The 23,270-nt window shown below is 36.1% G+C and carries 20 protein-coding genes, 1 tRNA gene and 1 pseudogene; 9 read left to right on the top strand and 13 right to left on the bottom strand.

The window, feature by feature from the left end; translation table 11 throughout:
- Nucleotides 1-2 precede the first annotated feature (2 nt).
- Nucleotides 3-398 (top strand): YkvA family protein, encoded by a 396-nt coding sequence (locus ES724_RS06555; RefSeq protein ID WP_146931192.1) that lies wholly within the window; start codon nt 3-5, stop codon nt 396-398.
- A gap of 9 nt (nt 399-407) precedes the next feature.
- Here ES724_RS06555 and ES724_RS06550 read toward each other — a convergent pair whose 3' ends face one another.
- The 6 genes from ES724_RS06550 to ES724_RS06525 form a co-directional block, all read right to left on the bottom strand.
- A complete protein-coding gene (locus tag ES724_RS06550) occupies nt 408-1,208 on the bottom strand; it encodes an MBL fold metallo-hydrolase (protein ID WP_246136834.1) in 801 nt (266 codons plus the stop codon).
- A 125-nt stretch (nt 1,209-1,333) separates the two neighbouring features.
- On the bottom strand, nt 1,334-1,792 hold the full coding sequence (locus ES724_RS06545) for a GNAT family N-acetyltransferase (protein ID WP_146931189.1): 459 nt from the start codon (nt 1,790-1,792) through the stop codon (nt 1,334-1,336).
- Nucleotides 1,792-2,787, bottom strand: a complete 996-nt coding sequence (locus tag ES724_RS06540) for an arginase family protein (RefSeq protein ID WP_146931186.1) — start codon at nt 2,785-2,787, stop codon at nt 1,792-1,794. Before ES724_RS06540 ends, ES724_RS06545 begins: the two co-directional genes overlap by 1 nt.
- On the bottom strand, nt 2,787-4,025 hold the full coding sequence (gene hutI / locus ES724_RS06535) for an imidazolonepropionase (RefSeq protein ID WP_146931183.1): 1,239 nt from the start codon (nt 4,023-4,025) through the stop codon (nt 2,787-2,789). Before hutI ends, ES724_RS06540 begins: the two co-directional genes overlap by 1 nt.
- A 62-nt stretch (nt 4,026-4,087) precedes the next feature.
- On the bottom strand, nt 4,088-4,465 hold the full coding sequence (locus tag ES724_RS06530) for a PH domain-containing protein (RefSeq protein ID WP_026839111.1): 378 nt from the start codon (nt 4,463-4,465) through the stop codon (nt 4,088-4,090).
- A gap of 133 nt (nt 4,466-4,598) precedes the next feature.
- Nucleotides 4,599-5,651, bottom strand: a complete 1,053-nt coding sequence (locus ES724_RS06525; RefSeq protein ID WP_146931479.1) for an NAD(P)-dependent alcohol dehydrogenase — start codon at nt 5,649-5,651, stop codon at nt 4,599-4,601.
- Nucleotides 5,652-5,875: 224 nt separating this feature from the next.
- Between ES724_RS06525 and ES724_RS06520 the strand changes: the two genes are divergently transcribed.
- The 3 genes from ES724_RS06520 (at nt 5,876) to ES724_RS06510 (ending at nt 7,917) form a co-directional block, all read left to right on the top strand.
- Nucleotides 5,876-7,039: a trans-sulfuration enzyme family protein gene (locus ES724_RS06520; protein WP_146931180.1), complete on the top strand. Its 1,164-nt coding sequence runs from the start codon at nt 5,876-5,878 to the stop codon at nt 7,037-7,039.
- Between the two features lie 26 nt (nt 7,040-7,065).
- Nucleotides 7,066-7,782: a bacillithiol biosynthesis deacetylase BshB1 gene (gene bshB1 / locus ES724_RS06515; RefSeq protein WP_146931177.1), complete on the top strand. Its 717-nt coding sequence runs from the start codon at nt 7,066-7,068 to the stop codon at nt 7,780-7,782.
- 59 nt (nt 7,783-7,841) lie between these two features.
- Nucleotides 7,842-7,917: transfer RNA gene (locus tag ES724_RS06510), tRNA-His, on the top strand.
- A 1,163-nt stretch (nt 7,918-9,080) separates the two neighbouring features.
- Here ES724_RS06510 and ES724_RS06505 read toward each other — a convergent pair.
- On the bottom strand, nt 9,081-9,626 hold the full coding sequence (locus ES724_RS06505) for a pyridoxamine 5'-phosphate oxidase family protein (protein WP_146931174.1): 546 nt from the start codon (nt 9,624-9,626) through the stop codon (nt 9,081-9,083).
- A 55-nt stretch (nt 9,627-9,681) separates the two neighbouring features.
- Here ES724_RS06505 and ES724_RS06500 point away from each other — a divergent pair, with 55 nt between their 5' ends.
- Nucleotides 9,682-10,320 (top strand): DsbA family protein, encoded by a 639-nt coding sequence (locus ES724_RS06500; RefSeq protein ID WP_146931171.1) that lies wholly within the window; start codon nt 9,682-9,684, stop codon nt 10,318-10,320.
- Between the two features lies 1 nt (nt 10,321).
- Here the strand turns inward: ES724_RS06500 and ES724_RS06495 are convergent.
- Nucleotides 10,322-11,047: pseudogene (locus ES724_RS06495) on the bottom strand (SIMPL domain-containing protein).
- Nucleotides 11,048-11,129: 82 nt separating this feature from the next.
- On the opposite strand from ES724_RS06495, the gene guaA reads away from it, so the two are divergent.
- From guaA to ES724_RS06475, 4 genes are read left to right on the top strand one after another with little or no spacing between them, the layout of a single operon-like run.
- Nucleotides 11,130-12,662, top strand: coding sequence for a glutamine-hydrolyzing GMP synthase (gene guaA / locus ES724_RS06490; protein ID WP_026839103.1), 1,533 nt, complete (start codon nt 11,130-11,132; stop codon nt 12,660-12,662).
- Nucleotides 12,663-12,702: 40 nt separating this feature from the next.
- Entirely contained in the window at nt 12,703-14,718 is a 2,016-nt protein-coding gene (locus ES724_RS06485) for a LysM peptidoglycan-binding domain-containing protein (protein ID WP_146931168.1), read from the top strand.
- Nucleotides 14,719-14,724: 6 nt separating this feature from the next.
- Nucleotides 14,725-15,123, top strand: a complete 399-nt coding sequence (locus ES724_RS06480; RefSeq protein WP_146931165.1) for an OsmC family protein — start codon at nt 14,725-14,727, stop codon at nt 15,121-15,123.
- 3 nt (nt 15,124-15,126) lie between these two features.
- On the top strand, nt 15,127-15,675 hold the full coding sequence (locus ES724_RS06475) for a DUF922 domain-containing protein (protein WP_146931163.1): 549 nt from the start codon (nt 15,127-15,129) through the stop codon (nt 15,673-15,675).
- Nucleotides 15,676-15,793: 118 nt separating this feature from the next.
- Here ES724_RS06475 and ES724_RS06470 read toward each other — a convergent pair whose 3' ends face one another.
- The 5 genes from ES724_RS06470 to ES724_RS06450 all read right to left on the bottom strand — a co-directional run bounded on the left by ES724_RS06470 (nt 15,794) and on the right by ES724_RS06450 (nt 23,165).
- Nucleotides 15,794-16,735, bottom strand: coding sequence for an NAD(P)H-dependent flavin oxidoreductase (locus ES724_RS06470; protein WP_146931160.1), 942 nt, complete (start codon nt 16,733-16,735; stop codon nt 15,794-15,796).
- A gap of 541 nt (nt 16,736-17,276) precedes the next feature.
- Nucleotides 17,277-18,464 (bottom strand): tRNA 2-thiouridine(34) synthase MnmA, encoded by a 1,188-nt coding sequence (gene mnmA / locus ES724_RS06465; protein WP_146931157.1) that lies wholly within the window; start codon nt 18,462-18,464, stop codon nt 17,277-17,279.
- Nucleotides 18,465-18,904: 440 nt separating this feature from the next.
- Nucleotides 18,905-19,330 (bottom strand): lipocalin-like domain-containing protein, encoded by a 426-nt coding sequence (locus tag ES724_RS06460; protein WP_146931155.1) that lies wholly within the window; start codon nt 19,328-19,330, stop codon nt 18,905-18,907.
- A 269-nt stretch (nt 19,331-19,599) separates the two neighbouring features.
- A complete protein-coding gene (gene yidC, locus ES724_RS06455) occupies nt 19,600-21,453 on the bottom strand; it encodes a membrane protein insertase YidC (protein WP_146931152.1) in 1,854 nt (617 codons plus the stop codon).
- A 68-nt stretch (nt 21,454-21,521) separates the two neighbouring features.
- Nucleotides 21,522-23,165 carry a CTP synthase gene (locus ES724_RS06450; RefSeq protein ID WP_146931149.1) on the bottom strand — a complete coding sequence of 548 codons (1,644 nt, stop codon included), beginning with the start codon at nt 23,163-23,165 and terminating at the stop codon, nt 21,522-21,524.
- Between the last annotated feature and the right edge of the window lie 105 nt (nt 23,166-23,270).

Below are 23,270 nucleotides of genomic sequence, written 5' to 3'. Positions count from 1 at the left end.
AATTGGATTTTTTTAATAAACTTAAATCAAAGGTTAAGAAGCTTAAGAACGAGATCCAGGTTTTATCTATCGCTTATAGCGATCCTCGAACTCCATGGACTGCAAAATTACTAATAGGTATAACAGTGGGATATTTATTAAGTCCTATTGATTTAATACCCGACTTTATTCCCGTTTTAGGTATTCTAGATGACCTAATTCTAGTGCCACTATTAATAACGGTATCCATAAAACTGATACCGGAAATTGTAATTACTGATGCTAGGGCAACGGCGCTTAAAAACCCAAAAAGGATGAAAAAGAACAATTATATTGTTGCTTTTATCATCCTTTTATTATGGTTATTTGTGATCTATAACCTGTTCACCTATTTTCAAGCAAAGACCGGTTATTTTTAGCTTGTCATTTTACTTCATTTCTGGATACCAGTTCAATTGAACCACTTCAATCTCCTTATTCCCTTTGTTTACTAATTCCTTGAATTTAGAAACGTCTGCAAGTCCATCTTTTCCTCTGTAATGGTATGGATATACTTTTTTCGGTGCAAAAGCTAAAACTCCATCTGCTGCATCTTCCACGGTCATAGTGTATGGCAAGTTCATGCAAATTAATGCTACGTCTATATTCTCCAAGTCTCTCATCTCTGGGATGTCTTCAGTATCTCCTGAAATATATAATCGTTGACCGTCTTTTTCAATTACATAACCATTACCTCTTCCTTTAGTATGCATTGCATCTTTGGCTTCAGGTAAATTATACATTGGGATTGCTTTAATTGAAAATCCCATAATTTCATTGGTTTCGCCATTGTTCATCACAATTAAATTAGCTTCCATCTCTTTTGGTAATTGATCTTTAACCGCTTGTGGAACAATGATCTTTGTATCCCCCAAATTAAGTGCTTCCAAAGTTTTAGCATCCATATGATCTCCGTGAATATCTGTGATCAAAACAAAACTAGGTGCAGCTTTACCTTCAAAAACATCAGCTCCGCCAACAGGGTCTGTATAGATCACTGCATCTCCCCATTTTAACAAAGCTGTAGCGTGAGAGATAGGTTCAATTTCCAAAGTAGCATTTGAAGTTTCCATTTCCTGATCTACTTCAGCTGTAAGCTCAGTTTCAGAAATCGCTTCATTTTTTTCTTCATTTTTACAAGAGCTAAACAATACACCCATGCAAAATATGGCAATTATTGATCTTTTCATTTTGAATGTTTTAGTTAATTAGTATAAATTTTGTCAACCAAAAAAAACCCCAGATGGGGCTTCAAGAGTAACAATCTTATAAAGTTAAGAAAGCTACAAGGCAATCTCTCGCAATTAATAAATATTTATGAAAGGTTCAACTCCATCTTAATATCTCCTCTGGAATACGGATTGTTTTCTTCGATAGGGATTTCAATAAACCCATATTTTTTATAAATATAAATAGCGTTTTCAAGTTTCCTGTTAGAATAAATTATCAGTTTTTTCCAATTTTTATCCTTGGCGAAATTAATGGTATGTTCCATTAGTTTTTGCCCGATGTTCTTTCCCTGGGCAGCAGGAATTACGGCCATTTTTGTAAGTTCGAAAATATCGTCTTCCATTTTCATTAAGGCTACACACCCTATTATTTCTTCATTATCTTTCACAAAGAAAATATTTCCACCCGGTGTTATGATGTATTTCTCTGGATTCCCAAGAACATCTTCATCATGCGGTTCTACCCAAAAGTATTTTTCTAGCCACGCGATATTAAGATTTTTAAAGTCTTCGGCATATTTTGGGGAGTATGATAGTATTTCCATTATCTAATAAAATCTGTTATAAAGTAACTTAAAGCTTTTCCTATTTTGTTCTCTGTCTCCTCTGTAGGTGCAGCTTCACAAATGTGTAAATATTTAATGTGTTCTTCTTCGGAAGCAATTCTGATAAAATTCCTTATCATATTTATGGCAAATCCGCTTGGAGTTTGAGCGCTGCTGGGAAAGCCCTTTATTGCGTCGCAATCTAGTTCTAATCCAAAATTATCGTGAGATACAAATTCCATCTCTTCTCTAAACGATTTAACGATCTTTTCTGAAGGCATTAAAATTAAATGTTCAAATAGACGATAGCCATCGTTTGCAGATTGATTCATTTCATTGAAAATATATTCTGGAGTATAATTTTGATGCAGTCCGAAAATTCGATATTTCCCTAGAAAGTTTTCTTTTCTTGCACAGCTAAAGCCATTACCACTATGTCTGTAATCGGTTCTTCTAAGATCGGTATGGGCATCTATATTTAAAACATTCAGCGGCTTTTTTAGAGCTTCAGAAGCCCCTTTAATATTTCCGAAGGCATTGTTGTGCCCGCCGCCAATTATTATTGGAATCTTCCCTGCGGAAATGATCTTAGCGACAATTCCACTTACTACTTCATCTATTTTGCTAATAAGATCTCCCAGTTTTAAATGATAATTAGGATCTGCAGGATCTATGTTCGAAGCCTTTTTCATTGCCTCTCCACAATCCACTTCACCTAGTAAAATCATTTTTTCTGGTTTGGTGTACTGATTTGCCTGAATATTCAAGAGCGAATTTAAACAGCATTTCCACGCGCCTGAAGTTCCAGCTTTACCTAGATTTCCACGCACTCCAATATCCTCTGGAACCCCGAAAAGCACATATTTGGCATCAATAGTTACAAGCTCCTCTAGGTCTTCTATAAAATGTACCCGCTCCCCAAACTTGGTTTCTCCATCCCGGGTTTTTATAATCTTCTCGACGTCTTTTAAATTATATATTTTAATTCCCTCCATTACTTGATCAATTTTCCTTTAATATAAATTGCTTCAATAGGATTACTCCCAAAAGCATACGGAATGTATGTGTAAGATGGAATAGCCTTTGTTATTATTAAATTGGCAAGCTTACCTCTGGTAATACTCCCTACTTTTTCACTTAAATCCATAGCGTAGGCGCCATTTATAGTTGCTGCATTAATTGCTTCTTCTGGGGTCATTTTCATTTTAATACAAGCTAATGATACTACAAGATTCATATTTCCGCTTGGAGCACTCCCGGGATTAAAATCTGTGGCCAAGGCTAGCGGCAGATCTGCATCTATGATCATTCTGGCCGGGGTATAAGGAATGCTCAAAAAGAGTGAGCATCCAGGTAATGCTACTGGCATGGTTTCAGAATTCTTCAATGCCTGGATGTCTTCTGGTTTCATTTCTTCTAAGTGATCCACACTTAGAGCATTGTTTTCGACTCCTGCCTGCACACCACCAATTGCGTTGAACTGATTCACATGAATTTTAGGACGTAAATTGAATTTGGCTGCAGCTTTTAATAATTTATTGGTGTCTTCTACCGTAAAATATCCGTGTTCGCAAAAAATATCGATATAATCCGCAAGATTTTCCTCTGCAACTGCAGGAAGAATTTCATTGATCACATGATCTATGTATTTCTCTTTCTTATTTTTATATTCTAAGGGTAGGGCATGAGCTCCTAAAAAGGTGGCTTTTATAGGTAGGCTGTAATTCTGCTGTAATTTTTTTATCACTCTAAGTATTTTGAGCTCAGCATCTTTTGTTAATCCGTACCCAGATTTTATCTCTACTGCGCCGGTACCTTGCTGAATGACCTCCTCTAGTCTTTTTGCAGATTGATCGTAAAGATCCTCTTCAGAAGTATTTTGTAAAGTTGTAGCAGAATTTAATATTCCTCCGCCATTATTGGCGATCTCTTCATAAGATAGGCCACTAATTCGCTGTCCGAATTCTTGTTCTCTGTTCCCTGCGTAAACAATATGGGTATGAGAATCACACCAGCTGGGAAGAACCATTTTTCCGGTAAGATCTATAGTTTTATCTGCTGAAATCTCAGAAAGATCATCCATTTTTCCATAGTCGGAGATCTTATCATCTTCCACTAATAACCAAGCATTCTTGATTGTTGGAAGTATATTCATCTCTTTTCCTGAAAGTTTTAAAACAGAAGCTTCTCTAACCTGAAGCAGTTCTTTAATATTCGTAAAAAGTAATTTCATAGTGTAAAGATAAAAAAGCCTGTAGGTTTTTCGCTCTACATTTAAGAAATTGAAAGCGTATTTTACAAGATATGTTCCGCCAAGATCTTCTGGACTTCATAAATATCCACACTCTTATTGAATCTTTTTGAAATGGAAGGGTTTTGTTCTCCGGAGATCCAGATCTTTAATTCGGCATCCAGATCGAAACTTCCAGCGGTTTCAACACTAAATCTAGAAATGCTTCGATAGCTTACCGAGAAATACTCCATTTTTCTACCTGTCAAGCCTTGTACATCTATTAAGATCAATCTTTTATCTGTAAATATAAAAGTGTCTCTTATCAATTTGAATCCAGCTTCAATAGTTTCCGAAGGAATTAATAATTTTCCATAATCCTTTTCCAGAACAGCTGTTTCTATGCTGCCTGCATTTCCTAATAAAGATGAAAATATTCCCATGTTGTATTTGGTTAATTGTTAAATTAAAAAGAGGCTGCTTTTAAAACTCAATTCAGCACAATCTGAAAGTTAATCAGATGACCTAAAGTATGAACTTTAAAAGCAACCTCAATAAATTATTTTGGAAAAGGGTTTAGCTCTCCTTAAGCGACTTCATATCTATCACAAATCGATATTTCACATCAGATTTCTGAACTCTTTCATAAGCTTCATTGATGTTTTGGATATCTATCATCTCCACATCCGAAACTATATTGTGTTTCCCACAAAAATCTAACATTTCCTGAGTTTCCTTGATTCCACCAATAAGAGAACCAGCAATACTTTTTCTACTGGCAATTAAACCACCTCCATGAATTGGATCTAAAGGTTCTACTGCTCCAACCAGCACCATTGTTGCATCTCTCTTAAGTAATGCGATATAAGGATTGGTATCATGCCCAACAGGTACAGTATTCAGTAAAAAATCAAAAGAATTAGCATGTTTCTTCATTTCGTCCTCATCTTTGGAGATCAAAACTTCATCTGCTCCTAATTTTGTAGCGTCCTTACTTTTTTCTGGGGAAGTAGTGATCATTACAACATGAGCACCCATTGCATGAGCAAATTTAATTCCCATATGTCCTAATCCGCCAAGACCAATTACACCGACTTTGTCTCCTTTTTTTACATTCCAATGATTAAGAGGAGAAAAGGTTGTAATACCTGCGCATAGTAGGGGAGCTACCGCTTCGAGATCTAGATTTTCAGGAACGTTAAGTACGAATTTTTTATCTACTACTACTTTCTCTGAATATCCTCCAAAGGTATGTCCTCCTAAATGTTTGTCTTTACTGTTATAAGTGAAAGTCGCACCATTTTCACAATACTGTTCCAGATCTTCCATACAAGAATCGCAAGTTTGGCAAGAATCCACCATACATCCAACTCCAACTAGATCTCCTTCTTTGAAATTCTGAACGTTATCACCAACTTTGGTTACACGGCCAACAATTTCATGACCTGGCACTACGGGATACTGAGAGTTTTTCCAATCGTTTTTCACTGTATGAATATCACTGTGACAAACTCCACAGAAAAGAATATCTATTTCTACATCTTCCTTAGTGATATCTCTTCTTTCTAACTTGAATGGTTCCAGTTCTGCAGTTTTAGATGATGCAGCATATGCTTTAACTTCGCTCATAATTTTCTTTTTCATATTAATTTGACGATACCAAGATACGGATTATCGATTGTGGAAGTGTGGAATGCATGGACTTTAAACTAAGTTTAACTCTATATATTAACACAGGTTATTATTTCTGAAAAATAGTTTCAGAATTTATGATATTAGCTTTTGTTGAAAAGAGTTTAGATAAATTCTTTTTACATTAGAGCAAAATTTAGAATACTTAAATAGCAAAGCTTATGATTGATAAAAAACTTGGAATTAACACTCGTTGCACTCATGCAGGAGAATTAAATGATACTCAGTTTAAAGGGGCTATTTCCCCATTATATATGTCTACTTCCTATGCTTTTGAAGATGTTGAGGTAAAGCGATATCCAAGATATTTTAATACCCCTAATCAGGTTGCATTAGCTGAGAAAATGGCTGCTTTAGAAAACGGGGAAGCTGCCTTGATCTTTGGGAGCGGAATGGCTGCAGTAAGCACGTCTATGTTGGCATTTTTGCGTAGTGGAGATCATGTGGTGTTACAAAACACCCTTTATGGCGGAACCAGAAATCTGATAGTGGAAGAGTTTGAAAAATTCGGGATATCCTATTCATTCACGAAAGATCTGAAGCCCAAAAGTTTTGAAGCTGAGATCAAAAAGAGTACTAAGGTTATTTATATAGAGACGCCTTCCAATCCGTTACTTACAATTACAGATCTTAAAGCGATATCAAAAATCGCTAAGGAGCACGGCCTTGTAAGTATGATAGATAATACGTTTGCTTCTCCAGTGAATCAGAATCCTATAGATTTCGGGATAGATGTTGTTATTCATTCTGCTACTAAATACATGGGTGGTCATAGTGATATACTGGCTGGTACTGTTATTTCTACGGAAGAACATATTGATACCATTTTTCAGTTAGCTAAGAATTTTGGAGGTAATTTAAGCGATTATACCGTTTGGCTTTTGGAAAGAAGTATTAAAACAATGGGCTTACGAGTTAAAGCTCAGAATAAGAATGCTAAAAAACTGGCTAAGTACCTGGAAAAGCATGAGGATGTGGAACGAGTATACTATCCAGGATTAAAATCGCATCCAGATCATGAGCTAGCGAAATCTCAAATGCGAGGTTTTGGAGGAATGCTTTCTTTCGAATTGAAAGAAGGTATAAATGCTTCTTTATTTCAGAAGCAATTAAAGATGATAAAGCCTTCAATGAGTCTTGCAGGAGTTGAGTCTACCATTCTTTTACCAACATTAACTTCTCACGCATTGTTAAGCGCCGAAGAAAGAGAGGCAGAGGGAATCAAAGATAACCTGATGCGCTTTTCTGTTGGGATTGAAGAGAAAGAAGATCTTATTGCAGATTTAGAGCAGGCTTTGGAGGCTGTTAAAGAATTAAAGGCTTAAAAAATAATAGAGACAATATTACATATATGAAATTAGATATTTTGGCTATTGGCTCACATCCAGATGATATTGAGTTGAGTTGTGCAGGAACAATCGCTAAGGAAGTAGATAAAGGTAAAAAAGTCGGAGTTCTAGATCTTACTCGTGGAGAACTGGGTACTCGGGGAACTGCTGAAACCCGAGACCAAGAAGCTGCAGATGCGGCCAAGATACTTGGCTTAAAAATAAGAGAAAATTTAGGATTCAAAGATGGCTTCTTTATCAATAATGAAGAACATCAGTTAGAGGTTATAAGAATTATTAGGAAATATAAGCCAGAGATTGTGTTTTGCAACGCGATAGATGACAGGCATATAGATCATGGGAAAGGCTCTAAATTAGTGAGCGATGCCTGCTTTTTGAGCGGACTTTTAAAAATTGAAACTAAAGATAATGGGGTAGTGCAGGAGCCTTGGAGGCCAAAGCATGTATATCATTATATTCAATGGAAAAATATCACTCCGGATATTGCAGTAGATATTACTGGTTATATGGATATAAAGATGAATTCTGTGAAGGCTTATAAGACACAGTTTTTTGATAAAGATAGTAGCGAACCTGCAACACCTATCTCTAGCGACAACTTTTTTGATAGTATTACCTATCGCGCAAGAGACTTGGGAAGACTTATTGGAACTGAACATGCAGAAGGTTTTACCGTAGAACGTTATCCTGCAGTGGATTCTATTTTTGACCTAATTTAATTTCATTTTTTTCTTTGCAGAATTACAGAAAAAATATACATTTGCATCCGCGAATAAATGGTGGTTGTAGCTCAGCTGGTTAGAGCATCGGTTTGTGGTACCGAGGGTCGCCGGTTCGAACCCGGTCTTCCACCCTTTTTTAAACTCCTTAGGAAACTAAGGAGTTTTTTTTGTTTTAGGTTTTTGGCTAGTTTAAAATTTTTATAAAATTGTCATTCCGAATAAAGTGAGGTATCTCTGTTTAAAACTGATTAGTTTCATTGAGATTCCTCCTTCGTCGGAATGACAGCAAAAAGTGTCATTCTAATCGAATAATAGCGCAGTGAAGACTCCCTTTTATTTCATTTTTATTCGTCATCCTGAGACCCGTGATAAAAAAAATTATCTAGCGTAGGTTTTTGACGTATAATTGTTTCTAGCTGATTTATCTTCTTAAGAACTTCTTTTTTGCAAGTGTAGTAGTTCCACGGCGTAAAATTTTCGAAGCCTTGGAGAAAATTTAGCCGTGGAAGTACGGTTCTAATTATGCGTTAGCATAATTGGAAACACCTACAAAAAAGTGTCCTTTTTTTGGTTCGTTTTTTTGGACACGCAAAAAAATGAACAATCTTAAAAATTAAACAGATCTTTACCGACCAGAGGGAGAGTATTCCAGATTCTTGAAATTACGTCAATGGTAGCCTGTCGAAGGATCTTCTTATTGAAATAGATAAACCAGATCCCTACTGTCGTCGGAATGACAACAAAAAGTGCCATTCTAATCGAAGAACAGCACAGTAAAGAATTTCTATTGTATTACTTTAGTTCGTCATCCTGAGACCCGTGATAAAAAAAATTATCTAGCGTAGGTTTTTGACGTATAATTGTTTCTAGCTGATTTATCTTCTTAAGAACTTCTTTTTTGCAAGTGTAGTAGTTCCACGGCGTAAAATTTTCGAAGCCTTGGAGAAAATTTAGCCGTGGAAGTACGGTTCTAATTATGCGTTAGCATAATTGGAAACACCTACAAAAAAGTGTCCTTTTTTTGGTTCGTTTTTTTGGACACGCAAAAAAATGAACAATCTTAAAAATTAAACAGATCTTTACCGACCAGAGGGAGAGTATTCCAGATTCTTGAAATTACGTCAATGGTAGCCTGTCGAAGGATCTTCTTATTGAAATAGATAAACCAGATCCCTACTTTCGTCGGAATGACAACAAAAAGTGCCATTCTAATCGAATAACAGCGAAGTGAAGAATCTTTTACTATTGCAACGAGTCGCGGAATTTTTAGACTAGAGAAATCTAATCAAGATAAATTAAGGAACCAAAAAGGTCTGTTTCCAAATCCCTTCCTCTATCTTGTATCTAGCTCGGAGATGATTGGAATCTTCTTTGAGCTTTAAAAACTCGATTTTCACAGGTTTAAATTCCAATAGTCCAAAATTTAAATTTTTGGTGCGTTCCACAGAGAATGGATTCTTAATTGGTTTCCCGGGAGCTAATAAGGTATTGTAGTTGTTCACCGCCTTCCCATCTATTTTATCTTTATGTTCCTCCCAGGCCTCATCATCGGTATGTACTAAAATATTTCCCTTAAATACTAATTGAAGTTGAATTTTAGGATCATAAAACAGTCCATTTGCGTTTGAATTATGTTCGATCTGTTTGATCTTTTTAGATCTTAGATCGGTATAAAACAGCAAACTTTTATTTTCGGTAACACCTCTTAAAATAACAGTGCGTTGTCGCACGGATGCATTTTTTCCAATGGTTGCCAGAGTGCAAAAATTAAAGGGGTGCTCTTTCCCAGATGCCGCATCATTTAGAGACTTCCAAGCCTCTTGAAACAAGTCGTTTAACATAAGCTTAATTCAATTTTAGAAATGAAAAAGTATCTTTGCCTTTTAAACAAAAAGGATGATTAAAGATACGATATATTACGTTTACGATCCACTTTGTAGTTGGTGTTATGGGTTCTCTCCGGTAATAAAAAAGTTAAAATCCACTTATAAAGACCAATTCGATTTCCAAGTGATTTCAGGCGGGATGCAATCGGGTGAGCGCAAACAACCTGTAAGTGCGATCCGAGATTACTTAAAAGGGGCTTACAAAGATGTGACTCAGCGAACCGGGGTGGAATTTGGCGATAAATTCATGAAGGTTTTAGAAGATGGAGAGAGAATCCTAGATTCTATTCCACCTTCGATAGCTTTATCCATAGTTAAGGATCTAAGGCCAAAAGAAGCACTTAATTTTGCTGCCACCATACAAGAAGCTATTTATTTTGATGGTTTCAATTGGAACATAGTTGAGGCATATTTCCCATATTTAGAAACATATGGCATTGACCAAGAAGAGTTCAGAAGAAAATTTGAAGACCCTATTTATAAAGAAAAAGCTTTAGAAGATTTTAAACTAGCTACCAATTTCGGAGTTACAGGATTTCCTTCAGTAATTCTTAAAAAGGAAAATAAATATTATTTAATTGCGCAAGGCTTTGTTCCTTTTGAACAACTGGATGCTACTATTAAGCAAGTGCAAACATCCCAAGATTAACTCAATCAATTTTATATTTCAAACGCATAGTAATAGAGGCGGTTTTCTTTTTATCCTGCGTGTTATAGGCGCCACTCCAGCTATAATCTTCGCCACTATTCTGGCCGGTGATCTGAAAAACACCCATGCTAGCATTATTTAGCTCTCCCAGATTTCCGCCGCTGTTTTCTGCAATTTTCTCTGCTCTCACTCTGGCGTCTTCTGTAGCTTTGGATATCATTTCAATTTAAAGGTCGGCTATTTTTGTATAGTAATATCTTGGAGGAGTGGAATTGAATTGTACTCCTTTATTCAGTAGTTCAGTAATCTCTCTGGAAACAGATTCTATCAATTCTACATTTGCAGATTCAATTTTAACCGATTGGATCAATTCATAAGCTTTAAAAGTGCTGCCAACATAATTCCCGTTTTGATATTGATTATCTCGCTGCTCATTGGTTTGTACAGAATTAAAAACAATATTTTCTGAAGGAATTCCTTTTTCAACCAAATAGTTTCTTACGGTTTCTTTATCTGAGTTCAAATTCTCGTAGGCTTGTTTTAATACTGGAAAGACACTAATAAATTGCCCTTCCCAGACGATAAGATCTGAGGTAAAATTCTCGCTTCCAGATCCGGTTACAGAGATCACCCCAACCGGCTGTGCTCTTTTTATATAAGCATTTCCAAGAAGGAATGAAGCCAAAACAATAGCAATAGAGAAAATAATAGCAACTAGGTATTTCATAAAAGGTGATTTTATATGCAATTAAAGATATAAAATAATAGATCTGCTAGGACATTATTAGTTCAAATTCTTACTTTTGCGCATGCAGCAAAACGTACTTATTTTAGACTTTGGTTCCCAGTATACGCAACTAATTGCAAGACGAGTTAGAGAGCTCAACATCTACTGCGAAATCCACCCATACAACAACCCTCCAAAAGACATTTCAGGATTTAAGGCAACTATTCTTTCTGGAAGCCCTTTCTCTGTGAGAGCAGAAGATGCTCCTCATCCGGATCTTTCAGAAATCAGAGGAAAAATGCCTTTATTAGCCGTTTGCTATGGCGCTCAATATCTCGCTCATTTTCATGGTGGAAAAGTAGAGCCTTCAGAAACTAGAGAATATGGTAGAGCAAATCTTTCTATTATAAAAGATGCGGAAGCATTGTTTGAGGATATCACAGAAAATTCTCAGGTGTGGATGAGTCATAGTGATACCATTAAGGAATTGCCAACCAATGCTGTGCGTTTAGCAAGTACTGCAGATGTTCTTAATGCTGCTTATAGGATTGATGGCGAAGAAACATTTGCTATTCAATTCCACCCTGAAGTATATCACACTTCAGATGGGAAACAACTTTTGGAAAACTTCCTTGTTAAGATCGCTGGGGTAGAACAAACTTGGACTTCTGAAGCATTTGTTGATATGACGGTTTCAGAATTGAAAGAAAAGATTGGGGACGATAAAGTGGTTCTTGGTTTAAGTGGAGGAGTAGATTCTTCTGTAGCTGCGGTACTTTTACATCAGGCCATCGGTAAGAACCTATATTGCATATTTGTAAATAATGGTTTACTAAGAAAAAACGAATTCGATAGTGTTCTGGACCAGTATAAAGATATGGGCTTGAATGTGAAAGGCGTAGATGCTTCGGCACGTTTCTTGGATGCCTTGGCTGGAATAAGTGATCCTGAAGAAAAAAGGAAAAAGATTGGAAATGCCTTTATTGAAGTATTTGATGATGAAGCACACCAGATCCAGGATGTGAAATTTTTGGCGCAGGGAACTATCTATCCAGATGTAATAGAATCTATTTCTGCTACAGGAGGACCTTCGGCAACTATCAAATCACATCATAATGTAGGTGGTTTACCAGACTTCATGAAACTTAAAATAGTGGAGCCTTTACGAGCCTTATTTAAAGACGAAGTAAGAAGGGTAGGAGCAGAATTAGGGATTGCAAAGGAATTATTAGGAAGACATCCTTTTCCAGGACCTGGATTGGCAATACGTATCTTAGGAGACGTTACCGCAGAAAAAGTAAGGATCCTTCAGGAAGTTGATGCCATTTTTATCAATGGTCTTAAAGAATGGATGTTGTACGATAAGGTCTGGCAAGCGGGAGCGATTTTATTACCCGTAAATTCCGTTGGAGTAATGGGTGATGAGAGAACTTATGAAAAAGTAGTAGCATTAAGAGCGGTAGAATCTACCGATGGGATGACGGCAGATTGGGTAAATTTACCTTACGAATTCTTACAAAAAATATCCAATACCATAATAAATAAAGTAAAAGGCGTTAATAGAGTAGTGTACGATATTAGTTCTAAACCGCCTGCAACTATAGAGTGGGAATAATAATTGATCACTAATTGAATATCAGTAAAAAAAATAACAGATGAGGTTTGTAATTATTATATGCTTGTTCTTTCAAGTTCTTACTACTAGCGCCTTTGGTCAGGCATATCAATACCATACGGTTGCCGCTGGGGAAACAGTATATAGTATTTCTAACAAATATGATATAAGCCAAGAAACACTACTTAAACTAAATCCCGAAGCCAAAGAAGGTTTGCAAGTAAATGCAAAGTTGGTTATTCCTATGTCTTCGGAGCAAAGTGAATCTTCTGTTAAAAAAGTAGTGAGTTTTAATTCACATAAAGTTCAGAAAAAGGAAACCTTATATAGTCTGTCTAAGCAATATGGGGTTAGTGTAGATGATATTAAAAAGTATAATAAACAGCTATATTCAAAAGAACTTCAGAATGGAGAAATTATTCAGATCCCTGTTTTTGTTATAGATGAAAGTGCTCCTGATAAAGTTATAATTGCAGAAAAAAAAGAAAGACCTGCTCCAGGTAAAGTGATAATAGAAGAAAGAAATCCTGAAGTATTTAATTCCAAACCTTCCTCTCAGATTGGAAAAACGAGAGAGCATATTATTATTCCTAAAGAGACAAAATATGGAATCGCCCGTAAATATGGGATGACGGTAAAGGAATTGGAAGCTCTTAACCCAAGGGTTGGAGTATTACAACCAGGAATAATGCTAAAAGTTGGAACTAATGTTCTGGACCAACCGGTGATAATTACCGATGATGCTTTTGAATTTTACGAAGTGCAGCCACAGGAGACCCTGTACAGTTTAACCAGAAGATTTCAGGTTGCTGAAGATTCTTTGGTCGCACTGAATCCTGCTTTAAAAGATGGGTTAAAATGGGGTATGATATTGAAAGTACCAACCAAAGATTCTAAAGGAAATAAACTGGAAGAAGTAGAGGATTTAGCAGAAAACCCAATAGCGACTTCAGAATTATCTAAAATGGATCTTTCAAAGAACCTAAAGAACTTCGAGACCAAAAATCTGGTTTTGATGCTTCCTTATAATCTCAGCAAAATTAATAAGGATTCTATTTCTAATGCCAAAGAGTTAATTCAGAAGGATCGTGTTTTGCGTATCTCTTTAGACTTTTATAGCGGTGCTTTAATGGCAATTGAACGAGCTAAAGAATTGGGGATCTCTACAAACCTTCGTGTTTATGACACTCAGAATAATTCTGGAAAAGTCTCGCAAACTATAGCAGCTAATGATTTCAGAAATGTAGATGCCGTTATAGGTCCGTTATTGCAAGCGACTTCTGAGGAAGCGGCATCTAGCTTAATGAATTTAAAAGTACCTGTGATCTCACCGATGACCAATAGAGAGTTAAAAGCGCTCCCAAATTTGTACCAATCCCGTCCAAGTGATGATATGTTGAGAGAAGGGATGATTGCGTATCTTCAAAGCAATTCTCAAGGAAAAAATGTAATTATAATAGCAGATGCAGCTTCTTCAGCAATAAAAAGTAAGTTGGTAAGTGCCTTGCCTTTAGCAAGAATCGTAAATCCACAAGCTAATAATATTACCGAATCTACTATAGCTTCTGTACTTGATAAATCTCGTGAGAATTGGGTGATCTTGGAATCTGAAAGTATTGGTTTGCTTGGAAGTGCAACTTCAGCATTAAATAGAATGGCTAGAAATAACAGGATCACCTTATTTACAACCTACAAAAACAGCACTTTTGAAAGTGATGCAGTTGTCAATGAACATTTAGGGGAATTGCGTTTCCATTTTCCTTCAGAATATAAGGAGTTTGACGAATCTGTGACAGATAGTTTTATTGAAGCCTACGAGACCAAATATGGCTATATTCCTAATAAATACACAGTACGTGGTTACGATCTTACCTTAGATGTTTTGTTAAGACTTGCTGCAATGGGAACCATAGAAGAGTCAGTAAAAGCAAATATTATCACAGAATACGTAGAAAATAAATTCCTTTATAAGCCTAAAACCAATGGTGGTTTTTATAATGATGCTATTTATATTATGCAGCTTAATAAAGATCTTACCCTTAGTGTTGCAAAATAAATAATCATGACCTCAAAAGTAATTTATAAAGGAGATCTCCGCACAGAATGTGAGCATATCCAGAGTAGTAATAAATTTATTACGGATGCTCCTTTAGACAACAACGGAAAGGGAGAAGCATTTTCTCCAACAGACACAGTAGCTACTGCATTGGCCTCTTGTATGCTTACTATTATGGGAATTAAAGCCAATGAAAACGATCTAGATATAAAAGGGACCTTTGCTGAGGTTACAAAACACATGGAAGCTAATCCTCGAAGAATCTCTAAGATCGATGTTCTTGTAACTGTAAAAGGCGAACTAACCGATAGGGATAAAACTGTATTAGAAAACTCTGCTAAAACATGCCCGGTGATCCAGAGTATTCATCCGGATATTATCAAGAATATAATTTTTAAATATTAAATAGTGAAGACTCTTTTCTTCCTATTAGTTCTATCTATTTCCAGCCTTGCATTTGCACAATCTGAAGACTTAAAAATTTATTGGAGTGAAGAAACTCATTTAACATGGGAGGATTTTAAAGGAGTTCCGCTAGAGAAAACACTTTTTCACGCGAATACGAATACAGGACTTTCTTACTCTTGGGGTTTGAAAGGAACTTCACAGAGAATGGAATTGGACTATAAAGTAGAAACTTTTTTTTATCCTGAACAAAGTTGGGTACAGCCAGCTTCAAAAAGCGAATATTTGCTAAAGCATGAACAGCTACATTTTGATATTTCTGAGTTGCACGCCAGAAAATTGAGGAAGTTATTGGCAAATGTGGACGGTTCTAAATTAAATAAAGATTCCAGAGACTATCTAAATAAACTCTATGAGAAGATAGATAAAGAGCGAAGCGCTATGCAAAAAGCTTTCGATAAAGAATCCAATCACAGCTTAAACACAGAAGCCGAACTTAAATGGCAGAAATTTGTTGAGGACGAATTAACTAAACTTGAAGAATTTAGTTAACTAAGAACTTCGGGACAAGCCCAGGAGGTATGTCCCGAGGGCTCGGGAGGAAAATAATTTCAAAAATTTGAGGCATTCCGATAGGATCGGAACAAGAAATTAAACCCTCAATGAGGGCTTAAAAATTAGCCACTTCTAACTTAGCTATATCAAATTCAGCAATAATTTCCTGAATAATTTCTCTTGCCGGTTTTATATCATGAATTAGTCCTGAGATCTGGCCTATTTCTAATTCGCCATCTTCCATGTCCCCTTCAAACATCCCTTTTTTGGCACGAGCACGCCCTAGTAAGGTCATTAGTTCTTCTTTGGTTGGAACAGTCTGATACAGTTCTTGTATTTCATTAAAGAACTTATTTTTAATCATGCGCACAGGAGCCAATTCTTTCAAAGTTAATTGGGTATCTCCTTCTTTTGCTTCAACTACCCTATTTTTAAAATTTTGATGTGAAGATGCTTCGTTACTAGCAACGAATCTCGAGCCAATTTGTACCGCATCTGCCCCCAATACCATCGCTGCAAGCATGCCTCTGCCTGTAGCAATTCCTCCGGCGGCGATAAGTGGTATTTTAAGTTGTTCCTTTACCATTGGGATTAAGGTGAACGTAGTAGTTTCATCTCTTCCATTATGTCCTCCGGCTTCAAAACCTTCAGCAACAACAGCATCTACTCCTGCTTCTTGAGATTTCAACGCAAATTTTACGCTACTCACCACGTGAACCACTTTTATACCATGGCTCTGTAAATGCTTGGTCCAAGTTTTAGGGTTTCCGGCAGAGGTAAAAACAATTTGGACTCCTTCTTCAATAATGATCTCAATAACCTTATCTATATCTGGATAGAGCATAGGAACATTTACCGCAAATGGGAAATCGGTTGCTTTTTTGCATTTCTGAATATGTTCTCTTAGAATTTCCGGATACATAGAACCTGCTCCAATTATTCCCAATCCACCATTATTGCTTACTGCGCTTGCAAGTTTCCATCCGCTTGCCCAAATCATTCCTGCTTGAATTAATGGGTATTTAATATTGAAAAGTTCGGTAATTCTATTCTGCATATTTTATGATTCAGGTTTATTCAAATTTTAGGAACATCTAGACCAAGTTTAACATAATTTAAAAGCCACGAATCCTCCAATATAATCCCTCATTGAGGGTTTAATTCCTCGATGTTCTTGATTGATTTCTAATTAGTGAATTCGCGGTAATTTTTAATAAAGCATTATATTTCTTTTGATTGTCAGCAAAGCATCATATTGTTATCGTCACTCTGTCCCGAAATATCTGGAGATTCAGGGGCTCATAATAAAGTTATTGAGATGAGATGCTGAATCAAGTTACCATTGACGTATTTCAAAATTACTCTGAATAAGAGACCCTGAAACAAGTTCAGGGTGACGATACTGGTTTTAACTTCCGTCATGCTGTCCCGAAGCATCGGGAGTTTCAGCATCTTACATAAATCAATTTCCTCCGCTAGATAATTTTTTTATCACGGGTCTTAGCATGACCAAGCCCGCGTTGATATTAATTGCGGATATCCCATATTTCTCAATCAATTTCAATCTTCAAATAAAATAAAATAAAATAAAATCAAATTTATGAAATCACTCCAGACCCCACCAATTCATCTTCTAAATACCAAGCAACAAATTGTCCCCCTGTTATTGCCGATTGCGCTTTTTCGAACAGCACATAGAGTCCGTTTTCGGTTTGATGCAAGGTAGCTTCCTGTAATTCTTGTCTATATCTAATTCGGGCCTGAACTTTAAGTTCAGAATCTGGCGCAATTGCTAGATCTTTACGAACCCAGTGTACTTCTTCATTTTTAACAAACAACGCTTTTCTAAATAAGCCCGGATGTTCTTTTCCTTGACCTGTATAGATAATATTCTCATCTACATCTGTATCTATCACAAATAAAGGTTCCGGCGTTCCACCCACTGCCAAACCTTTTCGTTGTCCTTTAGTGAAATAGTGAGCTCCTTGGTGTTTTCCAACTATTTTTCCATCTGCTAGTTCATACTGAAACTTCTTAGAAAGAAGCTCCAATTCCTCCGCTTTAGAGTTGAAATGAACTGGTAGATCTTGATATTGTTCTCTATGAGAATCTATTTCTACAATTACTCCCTCTTTTGCTTTCAGTTTTTGCTGAAGAAATTCTGGTAATCTAACCTTCCCAATAAAACAAAGCCCTTGGGAGTCTTTTTTATCGGCAGTGATAAGATCTTGTTCAGCAGCAATTTTTCGCACCTCTGGTTTTAGAAGCTCTCCAATTGGGAAAAGCGTTTTAGAAAGCTGCTCTTGAGTAAGCTGACATAGGAAATAAGACTGATCCTTATTATCATCTTTACCTGCTAAAAGTTGGTAGACAGTTTCCCCATCTTTCTCTATAATACCTTTTCTACAATAATGTCCTGTGGCAACATAATCTGCTCCCAAAGAAAGAGCGATCTTCATAAAGACATCAAATTTTATTTCTCGATTGCAAAGTACATCTGGATTAGGAGTACGACCTAACTCATATTCACGAAACATATAATCTACAATACGCTCCTTGTATTCCTCACTTAAATCTACTGTTTGGAATGGAATCCCTAATTTTTCAGCAACCATCATAGCATCATTGCTATCATCCAACCATGGGCATTCATCAGAAATAGTTACGGTATCATCGTGCCAGTTCTTCATGAACAAGCCTATAACTTCATATCCCTGTTGTTGCAATAAATATGCGGTCACACTAGAATCTACTCCTCCAGATAGACCAACCACTACTTTTTTCATATTTTAACTTCCTTCACTCCAACAAATCGGAGGTTTGATAATTCTTATAATTGTCGGATTTCCGTCTGCAAAATTACGAAATTATAAGTGGTTTTCTAAATAGTAAATGATTCGTCATCCTGTTCCATTAGCTATCGGAATTATTTCAGGATCTCAACGGATTGGGGTCTAAAAGCTTAGAAGCTGAAACAAGTTAACATTACCGTATTTTTCGTTGCCCGAAATAAGAGACCCTGAAACAAGTTCAGGGTGACAATACTGGTTTTATCTTCCGTCATGCTCAGCATCTTTCATACCTCTATTTCCTACGTTAGATAAATTTATTTATCACGGGTCTCAGCTTGACGAAAACGTGATTTTTTTGATGCCCTTGTTCTTAATTTAAGCTAACAAAAAAAGGTAGTAAAAACTACCCTCTTTTGATTCTATGTTATTAAATTTTATCTTTTTTCGAATACGATATTGGTGTTCTGTCCAGCAAGGAAATCAGGATAAAATATAAATTCAGTAAGATCGGCATTGAAATCTGCTCTTCCTGCTTGAGCACCAATTCCTTCAAAAGGTATTACAAACCTATATCTAGAATCCCCTAAACTACTCCAATCGTCATTTTCTGAATTATCTACATTACATTCTCCATTTTCTTCAGCATATAATGCAGAGTCAGCTGTAAAATCGGATTTAAAATCGATAAATGATTGTCTGTTGCAATCATTTATTTCAATAGGGAAAGCACCAGTATTATTAATTTCTGTAACGAACCACTTACCTAGAATTTTATCATCTCCCGAGGTTCCTCCGTCATCATCGCTACTACAAGAGGTTAATAATGCTAAGCTAAAAAATAGTAAAAAGATCTTTTTCATATCAATAGGTTTTAATTTGGATTGTAAAGATAGGATTTCAAATATAACTTTGAAAAAAGGTTTTTATTATAAATTATGATGAAGGCAACTTTCGGGAACTAAATAAATCAAGAACCTCGGGGGAAGCCCATGAGGTATGTCCCGATGGTTCGAGAGGAAAATACTTTTAAAAATTCGAGGCAAGCCTCGGGGAATTAAACCCTCAATGAGGGATTAAATAAAAAAAGGTTCGATAATTTATCGAACCTTTTAAATGATATTAAAATCTTTTATTTCTTATTTTTCTGTTGTTCTGCTTGCTCCATAATGTCTTGCATTTTCTTAGCAAACTTTCCTTGCTTCTTAGGTTTCTTTTTATTCTCCTGGATTTTAGCATGGATCTTTTCTTCATCTATTATAGCATACTTAATTACAAGCATGATCCCGATTGTAATTAAATTAGATACAAAATAGTAAAGTGAAAGTCCACTGGCATAGTTGTTAAAGAAGAACAACATCATGATAGGAGATAAGTACATGATAAATTTCATGTTAGGCATTCCTGGTTGCTGATTGTTCTGCATTGTTTGACCGGTTGTCATCATCATGTAAATGAAGATAGCAATAGATGCCAAAATCGGGAATAAACTCACGTGATCTCCATAGAATGGAATGGTAAATGGCAATTCTGCTATAGTATCGTAGCTAGAAAGGTCATCTGCCCAAAGGAATCCTTTTTGCCTCAATTGGAAGGCACTAGGAAAGAACTGAAATAAGGCATAAAAGACCGGAATCTGCATTAATGCTGGCAAACATCCACTCATAGGGCTGGCTCCTGCCTTGCTATAAAGCTTCATGGTTTCCTGCTGCTTTTTCATTGCATTGTCCTTATATTTCTCGTTAAGCTCATTAATTTCAGGTTTTAAAACCTTCATTTTAGCTTGAGATAAATAAGACTTGTAAGTTACTGGTGAGAGTACAATTCTTACTACAATAGTCATTACAATAATTGCAATCCCATAACTAGGTAAAAACCCTGATAAGAACGCGAAAAACGGAATAAATACATATTTGTTAATCCAACCAAAAATTCCCCAACCTAATGGTACAACTTCGTCTAGGTTTCTATCGTAATCGTTTAAAATTTTATAATCTGTTGGTCCGTAGTACCAATTCATATTATAATTAAGTTCTCCGCCTTTTAATTCTAATGGCAACGTAGTTGCAAATTCCTTGGTGTAAACGGTATCTATTTCTTCATCTTCAACAAGATTTTTAGAAATGAATTTACCTGTGGCAAAAGGAGTATCGGTTAATAAAATTGAAGAAAAGAAGTGTTGTTTATAAGCAACCCAGGATATATCATCTGCTTCATCATCCTTCAATTCTCCTTGTCCAAGATAGTCATCGTCCCCATCTTCATATTCCCATGCTAATTCGGTATATCTGTTTTCATAGGAAATACTCTTAGAATGTCGATATCCTTTTAGTTGCCAGTCTAGATTCACAGCATTAGAACTACTTATAACATCTCTTAAACCTTGAGAACGAATGCTGAAATCCAACATATATTCTCCCGGTTTCATCACATATACATATTCTAGATATTCAGATTCTGAAACCTTTAGTTTCATAGAAAGCACCTGATTGTTTCCACTTTCTGATAAAGTAGGTTCAAAATACATATCTTTTGTATTGATCACGCGACCGTCAGAAGTGGTAAAATTTAAGTTTAAAGATGCATTTCCATCCTTTATAAGATAAACAGGAATAGAATCGTAGGTTTTAAACTGAGTCATCCTTGCTTCAGAGATATAACCACCTTTATTATCGATGTTTAAATCTAAAACGTCGTTAGCTAACTTAGTAGTTTCATTTGATGCTGAAGCTAATGTTGCAGAATAACCAAAAGTTCCTAATGATTCCTGCACTCTAGCTCTTGCTGTAGAATCCATCTCCTGGATAGCAACATCTTTTTGTGAAGTATTAGTTTCTTGAGGAACAGTCTCAACCTGTTCTATAGTATCTTGTTTATCTTCAGCTTCGTTATTCTCAAAGGAATTGTTGTACAACATCCATATTAAAAGTCCACCAATAAGGAAAAATCCTATTAAGGATTGTACGTCAAATTTTTTTTCTTCCATGTTAAAATATAAAGTAAACTAAGTGTTCTCTATCACTTAGAGTTATTGTTAGTCAAAAAAATGACCGTTTATTGATTTTGTGTCAATTTGACACTCTTTTTTAGTTTTGAGTAGGTTACGGCAGCTTTAACAAAACCGACAAATAGAGGATGTGGGTTAGCAACTGTACTTTTATATTCTGGGTGATATTGTACTCCCACATACCAAGGATGGCCTTCTAACTCCACGATCTCCACTAAACCGGTTTCGGGATTAATACCTGTGCTTTTTAATCCAGCGTTTTCTAACTCGTTTTTATACTTGTTGTTGTATTCGTATCTATGTCTATGTCTTTCTGAAATTTCTTCAGATTTGTAGATGTCTTTAACAAGTGATCCCTCAGAAAGTTTACAAGTCCAGGCGCCCAATCTCATAGTTCCCCCTTTATGAGTAACTTTTTTCTGAGCTTCCATAATATCTATAACAGGATGCTTGGTTTCGTTATCCATTTCCGTAGAATTGGCATTTTTTAGCTGAAGCACATTTCTAGCGAATTCTATTACTGCCATTTGCATTCCTAAACAGATTCCTAAGAAAGGAATATTGTTTTCACGCGCATAGCGAACTGCATCTATTTTACCTTCAACCCCTCGCTCTCCAAAACCAGGAGCTACCAAAATCCCATCTAAATGAGCGATCTTATTCTTGATGGTATTCTCATTGATGAATTCTGAATGAATACTCTCTACCGTTACCTTTACTTCATTTGCAGCACCAGCATGAATAAAAGATTCTAAAATAGATTTATAGGAATCCTGAAGTTCTACATATTTCCCAATAAGTCCGATTCTAACTTCGTACTTAGGGTTTTTATGGCGTTGTAAAAACTGATTCCAAAGTTCCAAATTAGGAATGGTATCATCTGGTAACATCAATTTTTTGAGTACAACAGTATCTAAACCTTCCTCTAACATAAGATTAGGAACGTCATAAATTGTTGAAGCATCTATAGATTGAATAACAGCCTCTTGGCGAACATTGCAAAAGATGGCAAGCTTTCTTCTAATATCGTCAGAAAGTTCATGCTCTGTTCTACACACCAAGATATCTGCCTTGATCCCACTTTCCATCAAAGTTTTTACACTGTGTTGGGTTGGTTTGGTTTTAAGTTCTCCAGCAGCCGCTAGGTAGGGCACAAGAGTAAGATGAATTACCAAGGCATTAACATCTCCCAACTCCCATTTAAGTTGTCTAACAGCTTCAATATAAGGTAAGGATTCTATGTCACCAACCGTTCCACCTATCTCTGTGATTACGATATCATATTCACCGCTTTTACCAAGGATTTGGATACGTTCTTTGATCTCGTTGGTAATATGTGGTACAACCTGTACTGTTTTTCCTAAAAATTCTCCTCGGCGCTCTTTTTCAATAACGCTTTGATAAATTCTACCGGTAGTAACGTTGTTGGCCTGTGATGTTTTTACATTTAAAAAACGCTCATAGTGACCTAGATCCAAATCTGTTTCTGCTCCATCTTCAGTCACATAGCATTCGCCATGTTCGTAAGGATTAAGAGTTCCAGGATCTACATTTATGTAAGGATCTAATTTCTGAATTGTGGTTTTAAAGCCACGAGCTTGTAATAATTTTGCCAAAGATGCAGCGATAATTCCCTTTCCTAAAGAAGATGAAACCCCGCCAGTGACAAAAATATACTTGGTTTCGGCCATTTTGTAAGTATTTGTTGTGTTGCTTAATTCAGGGCGCTAAATTACAAAGAAGAATAGAAAAAAGCTCGCAATTTTAAGCCTAATATTTTAGGTGAGAAATCAATA

Origin of the sequence: Gillisia hiemivivida (assembly GCF_007997295.1) — a bacterium.
GTDB lineage: Bacteria > Bacteroidota > Bacteroidia > Flavobacteriales > Flavobacteriaceae > Gillisia > Gillisia hiemivivida.
The sequence above is the reverse complement of the archived record's forward strand: the minus strand, read 5'-3'. Positions and strand labels throughout refer to the sequence as shown.